We start from the raw sequence: 14844 nt of genomic DNA, 5'->3' as shown, positions 1-14844 counted from the left end.
GCAGCAGGGGCTCTCAATGTTTTATGTCCTGCTCATATCGTCTCTGCCGGCAGTCTGGGACATTCCTTGAGGTAGTCGTTGGGGACGCTCTTGTTTGACTAGTCGTTTAAGAACGTCCCCAATGACTACCCAATTGCCACCTCTCCGTCCCCGAGGTATCGGCGCTCGTCTGCCGAATGGTTGATGCGGCAACGATGTCGCCATGTCACACTCATAGGTGGCCTGACCCAACCTGGAAGGAGCCTCCATGAGCCTTGACAACGTAACCCTGCGCGCCGCCACGCTCGATGACCTGGCCGGCATCGCCGCCATCTACAACCAGCTGTGGTGCAACACGCTGCGCAACCGCGGCGACGTCGAAGCTGCCGATTTCTGCGCGCGCTTTAACATCGCCATGCAGCTGCAGCGCTCCCCCATCGCACTTGTCGCCGAGACCGAGGGCCGCATTATCGCCGCCTGCTGCATCGGCATCTTCGAAGACGGCAAGCCGCGCACCAATCCCACGTGGGAGCCCTACTATAACGAGATGTTCGCCCAGGCAACCGAGATGGCAAAGACCGCCGATGCCAAGCTCGAGGGCTCGCTCTTTGGAGACAGCCGCGAAAAGGCTACAGCGGATCGCTTTGCCGCCACAGGCAACGAATATGCCCAGGGTCAACTCAACTTGATTATCATTGTGCCTGAATGGCAGGGCAAGGGACTCGGCCGCGAGCTCATCGACCTTGCGCGCGCCGAGCTCGCCAAGGCAGGCTGCACCAAGTTCTTCCTGATGAGCGACTGCAACTCCGACTGGCAGTTTTACGAACACCTCAACATGAAGCGCATCCTGGAGGACCACAGCCAAGACACCGGCGACGGCTTTATCGTCTACATGTACGGAGGCACGCTCTAAGTACCCCTTCAATCAAGGCGAGCCGGGCACCCGGCCCTTGGCCTCTACCCAGGATTAACCCAGGGGGCCGGACCGCCCGTCCCTAAACCTGCCCGACAGCGCGATATCTCGTCGCCCGAGCGCGCCCCTCTTTAACGAGTGCGCCTTCCTCAAGCAAACCGTTGATAACCCGCAGCGTCACGTCGCGCCCAGTTCCCAGAGCGTCCGAGGCATCCTGGCGCGTAAAGCCGCGGGGCCGCTCAAGGGCAAAGCGAATCAAGGTGCGAGCGTATCCACCACGTCGCTCGTCCGAGACATCCTGTAGCATCGCGGACGCCTTGCACGCAACATCAAAGCCAAGCTCCTCCACGAGCTTGGCACGCACCTCGTGGCCGCAGTCGCCATTCATCGACACGTGCCCCTCTCGCTGCGCTCGCACGGATGTAAACGCTTGCGAAACATCGGGCGGCAGCGCCCCTTCCCGCTCGAGCTGCTCATAATCGCTGTAATCCCCACGCAAGTTGGGACCGCTATTGCCACGAGGCGTCAGATGGGAATTGCGCACGGCATTGACGTTGGGCAGCGACAACCTAAACATTGCAGGGTAGGCGCAGACCTCGGGTTCCAACCCTTCCGCCTCATAGAGCGCGCGGATCCCCTTGAGGCCCGTTCCAAACGCCTCGACCATCCCCAGGCGCAAAAAGAGCAGTTGCAGCTTTGGATTCCGAGCGTCCGAGCCGCCCGCAAGCGCCTCCTCGACGCTGATGTGCTGCGGCCCTCCCGCATTGGTAAATTCAAGCGCCGTACGGCTCATCTTGATAAGAGACGCCACCGAAGATTCGTAGTCGCGATGGATAAACAGGTTCAGAATTCCCTCTCGAACAGCCTCGCGGGGATAGTCGTCCTTATCTATGCGATCAAGTCTTCCCGGCACAAAGTACATACGCGTTGCGTTCGATATATTGAGGAACCGTTCGATATCCTCTATCTGCCTAAAGATCGAGCCCTCGCCATCCTGACGGTCGATAAACTCGGTATACGCATCGTCGTTGAAGAGGCCAGCGCGGACTGCAAAGGGGTTTTGGTCAGAGACCAGCAGTGCCAAATTGGTGTAAAAGCCCAGCTCATCGATAAGGCCGAGATTCTTTTGAGAGGTTTGATCAAACGTAATCTCCGCGCGCCTAAAGACCCGCTCGGCTTCAAAAAACGTCAAACTCTGTTCATGAGAGCGCGCGGTCTCAAAATAATCGCCGTCGGTGCGCTTGATCATCGAGCGGATCTGGGCCATCTCGATGGGCACGTTGGCAGGACCCAGGCGCCGATATACCCCGGCGGGAACAAATCCCTTCGAGCACAGGCAGTACGGCTTGTGAGGACCCGCTTCCACCTCGATTTTCACCAACGCTGCGCCATCGATGTCCAATGCGGAGACCGTCGTGATTTCAGAAACGTCGGGATACACGCCATCGGTTATTGCATTAGAGCATTGAAGCATGGTGGCATCGATATCGTCCACGCCGACGATGCTGCCAAAATCGTCGATTCCGATATACAAGGTACCGCCATTCGAATTGGCAAACGCCACCACAGCTTTGAGCAGCTTAGGGGTAAATGTGCACTTGAACTCCACGGTCTCACTTTCAACAAGCTGCATGCTACCCCCTATCATCGACTATCGACGATTCTAGACCAACTATCGACGATAAGCAAGGCCCCCTGGTACCCTCGCTTAGACCCGAGCGCCCGCGTGCAATGCTGCCCGCCGCACGCAAAAGGGCCCGCCAGCGTGTGCGCCAGCGGGCCCCAGGTCATATCGACACTACCCCGTGTGCCGTGCAACCGCCTCTACTTGCAGCGCGCCTTGGGCTGCTGCTGGGTGATGCAGTGGATGTTGCCGCCACCATAGATGACCTCGCGCGTCATGATGCCGATGACCTCGCGATCCGGATAGGCGGCTTGGATATCCTTGAGTGCCTGGGCATCGTTGGGGTCGCCAAACTGTGGCACCAGCACTGCGCCGTTGACGGGCAGGAAGTTGAGGTAGCTCGGCTCGAAAGCATCCTCGGGGGTACGCGGCAGCACGCCCTCGACGGGGTCAATCGTGCTGGCTTCCTCTTCGGTCATATATACCGAGGTCGCAGGCATAATCACCTTGTGGATCTTGAGCTTGCGGCCACGAGCATCCGTCGTCTCGGAAAGCGTCTTATACGCCTCTTGGCACTCCTTGTAGAACTTATGGTTGGGATCATCGGTCCACATGCAGCAGACCTCGCCGGGCGCACTAAAGCATGCGACGTCGTCCACATGACCGTTCGTTTCGTACGGATCGATACCGTCCTTGATCCAGATAACCTTCTCGATACCGAGATACTCAGAGAGCTTCTCCTCAATCTGCTCCTTGGTGTACTGCGGGTTGCGGTCCTCGTTGAGCAGACACATCTCGGTGGTCACGACGGTGCCTTGACCATCACAGTTGAACGAGCCACCCTCGAGGATATAATCCTCGGGACGATAGCGGTTAACCTGCTCGAGCTGTGCCACCTGCAGGCCAATGGAAGCGTCCTTGTCCCACGGGAAATACAGGCCGTCAATGAAACCGCCGTAAGCATTAAAGTGGAAGTGCGAAAGAGCAACCTCACCATTGTCATTAACAAGGAACGCCGGGCCGGGGTCGCGAATCCAGCTGTCGTTGTACTCCATGTGGATAACGCGCACGTTCTCAACGCCGTCGAAGATCTCACACACCGCGGGGAAGTCTTCGGTGTTGACGCCCACAGTGATGGGCTGAAAACGTGCAATGGTCTTGATGATCTCGGTGAAGACCTTCTGCGCCGGCTTGGCGCCGTAGCGCCACACGTCGGAGCGGTGCGGCCACAGAATCCAGGTACGCTCCTGTTCCTCATACTCGCCGGGCATATAGAACCCATCCTTCTTAGGTGTGGACTCACTCTCGTAGATGGTCTTCATTTCAAGCTCCTAAATCTCGGTGCTTTTGCTTGACGAGACCATGATGCGGTCGCACCGAGATGTTCTCAATGGTCCCTCGAGCCCCTTTCAGCGACCGACGGTATACCATTCGCTGACCTAAAGTTCTATTCAGGCCGAGAACATGACATACTGGGTTCCACAATGGAAAGGACGCCCTATGCCCCCATGCAATAAACAGCAGACTATTGAGTTGGACAGTACGACCTGGACTGCTCTCAACGAGCTCGCGCTTGCAATCCACGCATCACACGGTGTCGATAAGCTGCAAAAGGAGACCCTCGAGGGAACGACAGGGCTCGTGCCCCATCGGATCGCCATGTTCGACCTGATCGAGGCGGCGGGCAGTGATGCCCCACGCTACGTCCACCCCGCAAGCAGCGGAATGGACGACCGCGCACTGAGCGACTACTACAACCGCTACGCCGCGATGGACTATACAACATGGAGCTTTGACTTACATAAGGTCGGCGTCTACCGCGACCTCGACCTCGTCGACGTCGAGCGACGCGATGCCACGCCCATCTATCGCAAATGGATGGAACCGCAGGGCGTCTACTTTGGCTGTACGGCCACGCTCGCGCACAACGACAGCCCGCTAGGAAGCATCACCCTGTTTCGTGAACGCACGGCCGGAGACTTCACCGACACCGAGCTCGCAATCCTGCTCGAAGTCGCTCGGCACGCGAGCCTCGCGCTCGCCAACCTCTATCCTCGGGGCATTAAGCTCACCCAGACAGAAGACGCAAACCATCTGAACGCCTTCATTACAGAACACAATATCCAACCGCGCGAAGCCGAAGTCATGCGGCTCATGCTCGACGGCAAAACGAACAAACAGATGGCAAACGAGCTATTCATAAGCGAGTCAACCGTCAAGAAGCACGTCAACGCCATCTATCGCAAGCTCGGCGTCAGCAACCGCCTGGGCCTTATGACTGCCGCGCAAAACATCCCGCGATAAAAAAGGGCGCCCTCCATGCAGAGAACGCCCTTTGATTTCGCCATTTGAATTAGTGTCGGCTCTGACTCAAAGAGTAGACAGGTTTATTTTGGCAGGTTTTATCTGGGCAAACGCCGACCGCCGCGGAGGAGCCACTCCACCTCGCGGCGGTCTTCTAACAGAAAAAACCAAGTGAGTAGGCTTTTTGCAGGAGGTCAAGTACGCCCCAAAACGCCACAGCTCTGACCTGCGGTTTTATTGAGCATTTGTCGCGATGTGCTCGGCATATCCAAATAAGTCTACTCACTTGCATCTAAGATGCACCAGATAGGCAAAAAACCGCCGCAAAAGGGGCCGGTTCCCTTCGCGGCGGTCGTTAATACGCCGAGCTTGTTATCGTAAAAGCCAATCACGCGCCGAAACCACACTACAGTCTTTCGACTCATACGTTGAGTCCACGCGGGCCACAACATAGCGCGCATCTTTTGCAATGTCGATCTCATCGCATACAGTCTGTAGATGACGGGCGTACTTATCGTGATACGTTCTGGATGATTTTATTTCGATAGCCTTGGGACTCCCTGAGTTTGTACAGTCGAGCAAATCGATTTCACGCTTGCTGTCGTCCCTATAGAAATACAGCTCGGGATTCTCGCCCACGTTGAGATGGCTCTTCGCCGTTTCGGAAACGATGAGGTTTTCGAAAACGGCCCCCAGATAAGGGCTCTCCAATAGTTGCTCCAGTGATCCAATTTTGAGCAAGTAGCAGAGCAGCCCCGTGTCGTAAAAATAGAGCTTGGGCGTTTTAGTTAGACGCTTCTTGGCATTTGCATAATAGGGCTGCAGCGAGAACGTCAGGTAGCTCTGCTCCAGGATGGACAACCAGCTTTTAATGGTCGATACGCTCACGCCCGTATCTCGAGAAAGCGAGGATATATTGATGAGGGCACCGACGCTCTGAGCAATTATGGACAGAAACTTATGAAACTCCGCCTTATTGCGCACATCAAGCAAGCCCACAACATCGCGCTCAACATAGGTATCGATATAGCTGGGGAAATAAACCGAGGACGGCATTCCGGCGGAACGCAGGCGAGGGTATCCCCCTTCGAGCGCGAACAAATCCACCTCCAGCTGCCCCTGCTGGCCCCTCTCCGCTTCTCGAAACGATAATGGCAGCAATTTCAAGATCCCGACTCGCCCGGCAAGAGACTGCCCAATGCTTTTCATCATCAAGAAGTTTTGCGAGCCTGTAAGGATGTATTGACCGGCGTCTCCCCGCTCATCCGAAACAACCTGGATCATTGAAAACAAATCCGGGGCGTATTGCGCCTCATCGATGATGAGTCCGCCCTTTCGGTTGCGGATAAAACTCACCGGATCCTCCAAGGCCGCGCGCCTCGTTTGAGGGTCCTCAAGCGTGACGTAGGAATAGTCGGGAAAGGCATGCCGAACCAGCGTAGACTTACCGCTCTGCCTAGGCCCTGTCAACGACACAACAGGAAACCAGCCTGCCATGCGAATGAGCAACTCATGCAAATCTCTGTTAATAAACTCAGCCATATCAACGCCCCTTATAACGCTGTTACCATAATCGTATAGTAACATTCGCCATAATCTTATAGTAGTGTTTACCACAATCTTATAGTAGCCCAGTTCAAAAGCATTATTTATAGAGCCGAAATCTCAGACCCTAAATAACAAAAGCCACCACAATGGGGGCTGTCCCCATTGTGGTGGCTTACAGGCGAGTTAACTTGTTCGACTATCGTACGCCAGTCATGTCCGAGCCTAGAGCGTGGCAAGGCGCTTGGACTCGTGCGCGGCGAGCGCAATGGAGATGATGCCGGTAATGGCGTCGGCCACCACCAGGGCGATCCACACGCCCTCGACACCCATCATGTTGCCGAGGAGGTACATAAGCGGCACCGAGCAGATCACATAGCGAAGCAGGCCGGTAAACGTGGCGACACCAACCTTCTCGACCGCCTGGAAATACATCGACATGGTCATGGCAAGATAGCCCAGGGCAACAGCCAGGATGACAGTACGCGTGGCGTTGGCGGCAACCTCAACGAGCGCAGGATCGCTGCCGGCAAAGAAGGCGCACACCGGGGTGGCGGCAAGCCAGAGCGCGACGGTGACTAGCGCCAGCGTCACAACCTGGTACTTAAGCGTGCAGGAGAGCGTCTCCTTAAGGCGCGCCCAAGCCTTTGCGCCGGCGTTGAAGGCAGCGATGGGCTGCAGACCGTAGGAGAAGCACTGTGCAACCATCATGGTAATGTAGAGGATGTAGCCGTTGATCACGCCAAAAGCTGCGATGTAGAGCGAGCCCATGTCGCCGCCGAGCGAACCCAAAAGCGAGTTGGCAACGGTATTAAAGATAAAGGTCGCGCCCTGGACCAGGAAGAACGGGAAGCCGATCTTGAAGATCTGGCCGCAGATGGCAAAATCGAGCTTGAGGTCGGCCGGGTTAATCTGGAGCTGGGACTTTTTGCCCCCGATGAACCAGAAGATACCGATGGCCCAGATGCCGATGGAAAGCCCGTAATACACGCCGGCGCCCATAACGCCAAACTTGAGAACAAACGTGGAAAGCGCGAGCCAGCAGATGGCGACGATAGCCGATACGGTCATGAGGTTGGCCTGGATCTGAACCTTCTCGTCCACACGCATCACAGCGGTAATCATCTGGCCAATGACCGTGAGCGGTAGCAGCACGGCGAAGGTGCGCACGCCGGCAACGGTATCGACCATGATGTCGGGCGTGGCGCCAAAAAATGCACAGATGGGCTCGGTAAACACGGCCATCACCACAGCTAGCAGCACACTCACGATCGTGGTGAGCCAAAAGCCCTGGCTAAAAGCCTTGCTTGCGCCCTTGATGTCGCCGGCACCCAAAAGGTTGCCCACCACGGCGGGTACGCCGGTGCCAAACAGGTTGCCAAAGGCCAGGTTGATGTACTCGACCGACATGATGATCGAGACACAGGCCAGGCCGTGGGCACCCAGGCCCCAACCCATCACGAGGCCCTCAAGGACCACCATGATAATCTGGGCGAGCATACCCTGGCCGGTGATGATGGTGTACTTGCGCACCAGGCCGGGAATCGGCTGCGAGGCAAGCTCACGCTCCTCCTCAACAGCGGCGGTTGCTTCTTCTGCCATTGTTCTCCCCTTTCCATGAGAGATTGATGAATGAATGGATGGGCGGGCGGCACGCACAGGCTGTGGCACCGCCCAGCGATGCAGCAGCCCCGCTAGGCCTCGTAGACCACCTTGCCGGCAATCATCGTGAGAGACGCCGTGGCCTCGAGGACCTCAGCCGGCTCGCACTTAAAGAGATTGCGGTCGAGCACGCAGATGTCGGCCTGCTTGCCGCATGCGAGCGTACCGATACGGTCCTCGGCATGCATGGCAAAGGCGCCACCGTAGGTGTAGGCGCGCAGGGCATCTGCCATGGTGATGCGCTCCTGCGGGAACCAGCCCTCGGGGTTAGAGCCGTCCTCGAGCATACGGAAGACCGCGCCGTAGACCTCCTCCATGGGCTCCAAGCCCACAACGGGGAAGTCACTGCCCAGGTGCACCACGGCTCCGCTGGCAAGCAGGCTATGCAGGGACCACGAAAGCGCGGCACGCTCGGGACCCACGGCATCGTCCTTGGCAAGGTCAGCCATGTCGAGCAGCATGTGCCACGGCTGCATGGCCGGGCATACGCCGAGCTCGGCGTAGCGGGGCATATCCTCCGGCTGCACCGTCTCGTTATGCTCGATGGAGTGGCGGCATCCTTGCTGCCCGTAGAGCTTCTCGCCCTCTTCAAAGTTGTCGAGGATGGTGCGTACGGCGCGGTCGCCGATGGCGTGGATACGGGTATCGACACCCCACTCAAGTGCCTTGAGCATGGCAGCGCGCATGCGCTCGGGATCCTCGGCAGCCTCGCCGCAGCTCTCGGGTGCGTTGCTGTAGGGCTCGAGCATCCAAGCGGTATGGTCGGAGCACACGCCATCGATAAACTGCTTAAAGCCGTGCCACTCGACCTGCGTGCCAGGGAAGTTGTACTTGGCCTTGATTTGATCGAGCGCCATTGTCTCGTTCTCAAACAAATCGGTGTACATAAAGACGCGCAGCGGCAGCTCGCCCTTGGCGTTGAGGTCGGCAAGCACGCCAAACGGGTTCTCCATGCTTACAAAGGTGGGGTTGACCATGCCTATGGTAGTAATGCCCAGGCTGTTGGCGCGCTTAGCCGTCTTGGTAAACGAGGCGTTGACCACCTCGGGCGCTGGGTCATAGACCTCATCCATAAAGAGGGCTCCCGCGTTGTTGGAGAACACACCGGCAAGGTTACCGTCGGCGTCCTTCAAAATCTTGCCGCCCGCGGGGTCGGGGGTCTCGGTGGTAATGCCCACCTTGTTGATAGCGCAGGTGTTGGCGCTAAAGGTGTGCATATCAACCTGCTGCAAAAAGACCGGGCGGTCGGAGATGTACTCATCAATCATGGCCGCGGTGGGCATCTCGGGAACTTCCCACTGGAACTGGATGATCTGACAGCCAACGATCCACTCGTTGTCAGGATGCGAATCGGCAAACGCCACGACACGTTCCATTGCCATCTCAAAACTGGTGCAGTCGATGAGGTTGACGGCAAAATCGGGGTCGGTCATAAACGCGCCCTGGGCAAAATGTGTGTGCGAGTCGATCAGGCCGGGCATGACGAGTTGGTCGCCAAAGTCGCGCACCTCGGTATCGGGGCCGATAAACGGTGCCAGGTGGGCATCGTCACCGCAGGCAACGATTCTTTCGCCCCGCACGGCAACGCCGCCCTTAAACGTCTCGAGCCCATCGCCGGTAAAGACGGCGTTGCTCTTGATAACTACATCAGCCTTGTCCATGTGAGCCTCCTCAGGCATCTTTGGTTGCAACGCGGACGCACCGCCCGCGTGGGCACTCGGTTGGGAGCGTAGCGCTCCCGCATCGGCGCGTGCCTACAAGCCGTGCTCGGACGTCTGTCCCACGTCCGCGGCTTCGCGCTACACCCATTGATACACAGGGGCAAATCCGTGCCAAGGCCAGGGACCGCAAACGGTCAGTTTAAGCAGGTTTACACGCTTTACCTGCAGGTTTATTGTCTGAGATTATTACCGCGTCATTACGCCCAACGGTTTGGCCGTCCACACAGCAAGACCCGCATGCGAGGAAGAATGGGGCTAGGAACGCCAAAAGGTATCTATAAGGTCGTCTCGGTTGGAGACGCCGCTTTTAACGTAGATGCGATGCAGGTGTGCCTTGACCGTGCCAGGGCTGATGACCAACTCGCTGGCGATGTTTTGGGCGTCGTTGCCCTTCAGCACCAGCGTGAGCACCTCCTGCTCGCGCCGTGACAGCTTATGGGCGTCGGCATAGATCACCACACGCGATGCGAGATCGTCCTCAGAGCTTGCGCTCTCGGCCGCCACGTCCTCATCGGCACGCGGATGACGGGCATACACACGCAGGATATGGCTAAACTGGCAAAAAAGCTGAGCCGCGCATACCACGAGCAGCACGTTTTCGGAGATATTGCGCTCGGACAGATACCACAAAAAGAGGCCGATGACGGGGTTTTGGGAGTCGGGGCGGCAGAACAAGATCATGTAGGTGTCCTCGGCGATCACGCAAAACACAAGAACGAAGGCCACCTTCCAAAAGAGCTTTGAGCGGTCGAGGTCGAGTTTCTCAACACGCGTTGCTCTGTACCGGTAATGCCAGGCGGCATAGGCAAGACATCCTACATTGCCCAGGTCACGCGTGAGCCAAAAGAGATACTGCTGCACCTCTCCGGCAGCGCCGCTGCGAGGCACCAGCAGCAATTGCAAGATTGAAAACGGCACGATAGCGAGTCCGAGCATGCACGACGTCGGTCTTTTGCGCATGCGCGCAAACATCCACAGTACCACGCAAGCATAGATGGCGATACCGAGCACGCAGCGCAGCAAGGGGTGCTGCAACGGCTCGCTAAAGGTAACGGCATAGTCGTATTTGAGCCGATTGTACTCGTCAAAAAAGATGACTGACATATCGAGCATGTAGAGCAAAAAGCCCGCCGCGGCCGCCAGGCTGTCGCGACGACGCGTCATGAGCCAAACCACCAATGCCACGGCACTGGTCACCAGAGCCACACCCATGATAATCGTGGTGTAGATATAGAACGCGAAACTCATGCCCGCCTCCCCTGTCTAGATGCTGTGAGGATGTTGACAGATTCTTTGCCGCAAGATTAGACTCACCGATTAAACGTACTGTATCGTTTAGATAAACAAGCTGTGTCTCACCGATGAAAGGAGATGCCATGACACCGATCGCTCCGCTCAAGATGCTCGTCGCGCCCGCCGCCAAGGCCATCACCCGACTCGGTTCTTCCATGACCTACGACAACGTCCCCTCCGCCGTCGAGGCGCGCGAGGATAGCTGCCCGTACCTGGGCCACGTCCCCTACTTTGCGCCTAAGCTCGTTTCCGATCCCGAGCACCGCGAACAGTAATCCAAGATGCACCAAGCGCTGCGTAACTCGCGGCGCTTACTGTTTTGGTGCAAAGTAACCTGACCCCCGTGCACCAACGCCGGGATTGTCGACGCTTCGGCCGCGGCGCGATATGAGGCGCGAAACCTCGCCCAATAACAGGCCAATCACTACGCCCGCGAGAATCGGCAACTTTGCCATCTCGGCAGGTGAGCTGTTGAGCGGCACAATCGTAGCAACAATCGAAAGCACGAGCTCCACCACGGGAATCGCAAGCGCCACCGCGAGCACCTTGCCCTCGAAAGGCGCACGGAACACACGCGAGCGATTATCGTGCTTGCGCAGACGCCAAAACGCTGGGAACATGGGAATATAGCTCATGAGCAGAAAGACGACGTTCATCGAGAAGAAGACCCAAAAGACGTCGGAACCCTCACCCAGCGGAATCTGGAGCAGCAGCACCAGACTGGCAAAACAGCCGTTAATGAGCGCCGAGCCGTTGGGCATGCCGGTCTTTTTGGACACCAGCGCAAAGGGGCGCGGCATGTTGCCGTGACGTGCGGCATAGCTCGCTACGTTGTTGACGCCAAAGCTCCAGCAGATCATATTGGCGAACAGCGTCACCAAAAAGGCCACGCCCACGACCATCGTCAGCGGGTGGGTGCGCCCCACCATAGCGGCGACTGCGTCCACAATGCCCGAATCGAGTGAAAGCTGCTCGGTGGGAACCGCGGCTCCAATGCCAATGCCACAGATGATGTAGATCGCCGCAATGGCCACGCCACCGGCAATAACCGCCTTGGGGATATCACGCGACGGGTTCTTCATCGTGCTGGCAAAGGTCGCGACCACTTCGAAGCCCATAAAGTTGAACAGGATAATCGATAGGTACGTCAACGAATTGGTGTCGCCCAGATCTGGAATGAAGGTCTTAAACGACATGTCGTTGGCAAAGCCGTTATTGCAGGCAAACCAAATGCCGACGATTCCCACCGCAGCGGTAATGAGCACCTTGATGACGGCGCCGCCGTCCATAACCCAATCGGCCTCCGCCACCGGCTGCATTGCCATGACCGTGACGCCCCACACAAAGGCAATCTCGATGGCAATTCGGATCCCGAGTGAAAACTCGATACCCCACACCGCATTAATGACACTGGGGAACATGCAGGCGATACTTGCCACCCACAGCGGAAAGTTAACCCAGTAGCACCAAGAGCAACGGGCGCCCCAACGGTCGCCCAGGCCCAAGCGAACCCAATCGTACAGGCCGCCCTCGGAATCAAACGCCGTACCCAGCTCGGCCACCACCAGACCATAGGGAAGCAAAAACGTAATGATAAGGAAAATCCACCAGAAGAACTGTACGTTACCCATGGCAGATGCCGGAGCCGCCGCCTCGATGGTAAACACGACGCAGATAACCGAAAGGATGACCTCGATCAGGGAGAACTTTTTACCTGCCATGGCGCGCGCCCCCTACAGCAAAAAGGATGGCATCTGTACCGAAGGCGCAGCCCAAGGTAGGGTTGCAGGCCGCGTCACCGGTGCAGGTGCCATCCCAGAGAGAGGAGAGGATGCATTTGTTGGACCAACGCTCGCGGAACAGGCGCGTGTAGATAACGATACGCTGGTACATAGATACTCCGATCAAACCGGTCGCGTTCGCGACCGGGAACTTTCGGCAATTGAAGACGCGTCTGACCTGGGAAATTCAAGCGAACAATTGGCCTAACCCGCAAAAAATCCCAGGCCAGACGCGTATTCAATCAAAGAAAAAAGGCACTCCGATGTGGAGGCAACGGAGTGCCCAAAGAAAACCCAACCGACCAAGACATCAAGCAAATCAGCCATCAATGCCCCAAGATGGTCCGATTCACCGACCGTCCGATTGATCGGCTGGGTTTTCGAGGTGCCCCAGGTCGCCGCGAAAGAGGAGCGAAGCGTACTTTGGTACGCGAGCGACGGTTTGAGCGGCGAGATGGGGTGCCTCGGAAAGTCAGACGTTTACTCGGCGTGCTCAGGTGCGCCAGATTGGCGCGAACGAGGAGCGTAGCGTACTGACGCTACGTAAGCGACGAGTGAACGCCAAGGTGGCGTGCCTGAGTTACGCCGAGGGCTCCTGCTGCGTAATGCAGTGGATGTTGCCGCCGCCGAAGACGACCTGCTCGGACTGGACGCCGACGCACTTGTAGACGCCCTCGCCCCAGACCTCGTCATAGATCTTCTGGAGCGTGTCGACGGCCAGCTGGTCGTTCTCGTCGCCGTACTGCGGGACGATGACGCCGTGGTTGGTGACCAGGTAGTTCATGTAGGACGCGATCAGCGGCTCGTCGGGGACGCGCGGCTCGGCGTTCTCGTCGGCGTCGATGGTGTCGCAGGAGGCCTGGTCCATGAACAGCGGGGTCACGGGCATGCAGAGCTTGTAGACCTTCATCTTGCGGCCCTTGGCGTCAACGGCGTTGGAGAGGGTCTCGTAGGCAGCGTGGCACTGCTCGTAGAACGGATACTCGGGATCGTCGGTCCAGATGCAGGCCATGACGCCCGGGGCGATGAACGTGGCGACGTCGTCGATGTGGCCGTTGGTCTCCTCGGGGTCGATGCCCTCCTTGACCCAGATGACCTTCTCGACGCCCAGGTAATCCTTGAGGTGCTCGTCCATGTAGGCGCGAAGCTCCTCGCTCCAGGGCTCAAACTTCTTGTGGAACTTGGGCCAGATGGACTCGGGATCCTCTTCCTCCTCGAGCACTGCAGAGCAGGTGCGGCCCGGGGAAAGCAGGCACTGGTCGGTCACGACAAGGGTGCCCTCGCCGTCAACGGTGATGGAGCCGCCCTCGAGGATCATGTCATCGGGACGATAGCGGCGGCAGCCGGAAAGCTCAGCCATCTTAAGGGCGATCTGCTCGTCCTTGTCCCACGGGAAATAGAGGCCGTCGACGAGACCGCCGTAGGCGTTGAAGTGCCAGTGGTTGGCGCGCTTCTCACCCTTGCCGTTGATGACGTAGGTGGCGGCGGTGTCGCGGAACCAGGCGTCGTCGGTGGTCATCTCGATGACGGTGACGTTCTCGTCCTCCTCGAAGACGGCCTTGCAGTTGGCATAGTCGACCTGGTTGGCGCACATGGTAACCGGGGTGAACTCGGCGATGGCGCGGGCGATGGCGGCATACTGCTTCTGAGCCGGCTTGGCGCCGTGGGCCCAGGTGTCGGTGCGGTGGGGCCAACCCATCCACACGCGATCCTGCGGGGCGAACTCAGCGGGCATAAAGAAGCCGTCGGCCTTGGGGGTGGACTCGGACTCGGTGATCGTACGCATAAGATTTCCTCCAAATCGAACGATCGCTTGCCGCGGGCGGGTTGCCCGCAGCCTAAAACCAAGAGATGGTAGGCGCCCGTTCCTCGGCAAAGGTCGGGGCGCCCGACGCCGGTTTTCACGGAATCGCACCGGCAAGCGACGACGTAACCAAGTGCGCGGAGACAAAACGCACGAAGGATACGGAAGAGAGATTGGGGTGGGCGGTGGTTACCGGAGCTATCGCTCACACCCACCCC

General features: G+C 57.9%; 12 protein-coding genes. 3 read left to right on the top strand and 9 right to left on the bottom strand.

The window, feature by feature from the left end; genetic code table 11:
• The first annotated feature begins 247 nt into the window (after nt 1-247).
• Nucleotides 248-892, top strand: coding sequence for a GNAT family N-acetyltransferase (locus DWV58_RS08920; RefSeq protein ID WP_117776875.1), 645 nt, complete (start codon nt 248-250; stop codon nt 890-892).
• 82 nt (nt 893-974) lie between these two features.
• Here the strand turns inward: DWV58_RS08920 and DWV58_RS08915 are convergent, their stop codons facing one another.
• A complete protein-coding gene (locus DWV58_RS08915; RefSeq protein WP_158564555.1) occupies nt 975-2525 on the bottom strand; it encodes an RNA-binding domain-containing protein in 1551 nt (516 codons plus the stop codon).
• A 191-nt stretch (nt 2526-2716) separates the two neighbouring features.
• Entirely contained in the window at nt 2717-3838 is a 1122-nt protein-coding gene (gene aguA, locus DWV58_RS08910) for an agmatine deiminase (RefSeq protein ID WP_117776873.1), read from the bottom strand.
• A 178-nt stretch (nt 3839-4016) separates the two neighbouring features.
• Here aguA and DWV58_RS10100 point away from each other — a divergent pair, with 178 nt between their 5' ends.
• Nucleotides 4017-4820, top strand: a complete 804-nt coding sequence (locus tag DWV58_RS10100; protein ID WP_255413167.1) for a LuxR C-terminal-related transcriptional regulator — start codon at nt 4017-4019, stop codon at nt 4818-4820.
• A gap of 372 nt (nt 4821-5192) precedes the next feature.
• On the opposite strand, the gene DWV58_RS08900 is transcribed toward DWV58_RS10100, so the two are convergent.
• The 4 genes from DWV58_RS08900 to DWV58_RS08885 form a co-directional block, all read right to left on the bottom strand.
• Nucleotides 5193-6362 (bottom strand): ATP-binding protein, encoded by a 1170-nt coding sequence (locus DWV58_RS08900; RefSeq protein WP_199409482.1) that lies wholly within the window; start codon nt 6360-6362, stop codon nt 5193-5195.
• A gap of 228 nt (nt 6363-6590) precedes the next feature.
• On the bottom strand, nt 6591-7967 hold the full coding sequence (locus DWV58_RS08895; protein ID WP_117776871.1) for an MATE family efflux transporter: 1377 nt from the start codon (nt 7965-7967) through the stop codon (nt 6591-6593).
• A 92-nt stretch (nt 7968-8059) separates the two neighbouring features.
• Nucleotides 8060-9688: an amidohydrolase gene (locus DWV58_RS08890; RefSeq protein ID WP_158564554.1), complete on the bottom strand. Its 1629-nt coding sequence runs from the start codon at nt 9686-9688 to the stop codon at nt 8060-8062.
• A gap of 315 nt (nt 9689-10003) precedes the next feature.
• Nucleotides 10004-10996 (bottom strand): helix-turn-helix transcriptional regulator, encoded by a 993-nt coding sequence (locus DWV58_RS08885; RefSeq protein WP_117776869.1) that lies wholly within the window; start codon nt 10994-10996, stop codon nt 10004-10006.
• A gap of 128 nt (nt 10997-11124) precedes the next feature.
• Between DWV58_RS08885 and DWV58_RS08880 the strand changes: the two genes are divergently transcribed.
• Entirely contained in the window at nt 11125-11316 is a 192-nt protein-coding gene (locus DWV58_RS08880) for a hypothetical protein (protein ID WP_117776868.1), read from the top strand.
• A gap of 36 nt (nt 11317-11352) precedes the next feature.
• On the opposite strand, the gene DWV58_RS08875 is transcribed toward DWV58_RS08880, so the two are convergent.
• From DWV58_RS08875 to DWV58_RS08865, 3 genes are all read right to left on the bottom strand, one after another.
• On the bottom strand, nt 11353-12762 hold the full coding sequence (locus DWV58_RS08875) for an APC family permease (RefSeq protein WP_117776867.1): 1410 nt from the start codon (nt 12760-12762) through the stop codon (nt 11353-11355).
• The gene (locus DWV58_RS08870) at nt 12752-12934 is read right to left on the bottom strand and encodes a hypothetical protein (RefSeq protein ID WP_117637033.1); all 183 of its coding nucleotides are present in this window, start codon (nt 12932-12934) and stop codon (nt 12752-12754) included. The genes DWV58_RS08875 and DWV58_RS08870 overlap by 11 nt, the downstream gene beginning before the upstream one ends.
• Before the next feature lie 468 nt (nt 12935-13402).
• Nucleotides 13403-14608 carry an agmatine deiminase family protein gene (locus DWV58_RS08865; RefSeq protein WP_117776866.1) on the bottom strand — a complete coding sequence of 402 codons (1206 nt, stop codon included), beginning with the start codon at nt 14606-14608 and terminating at the stop codon, nt 13403-13405.
• Nucleotides 14609-14844 lie beyond the last annotated feature (236 nt).

The organism is Collinsella sp. AF11-11 (genome assembly GCF_003465485.1).
Taxonomy (GTDB): Bacteria; Actinomycetota; Coriobacteriia; order Coriobacteriales; family Coriobacteriaceae; genus Collinsella.
This window is presented reverse-complemented; position numbering and strand designations above follow the sequence as displayed.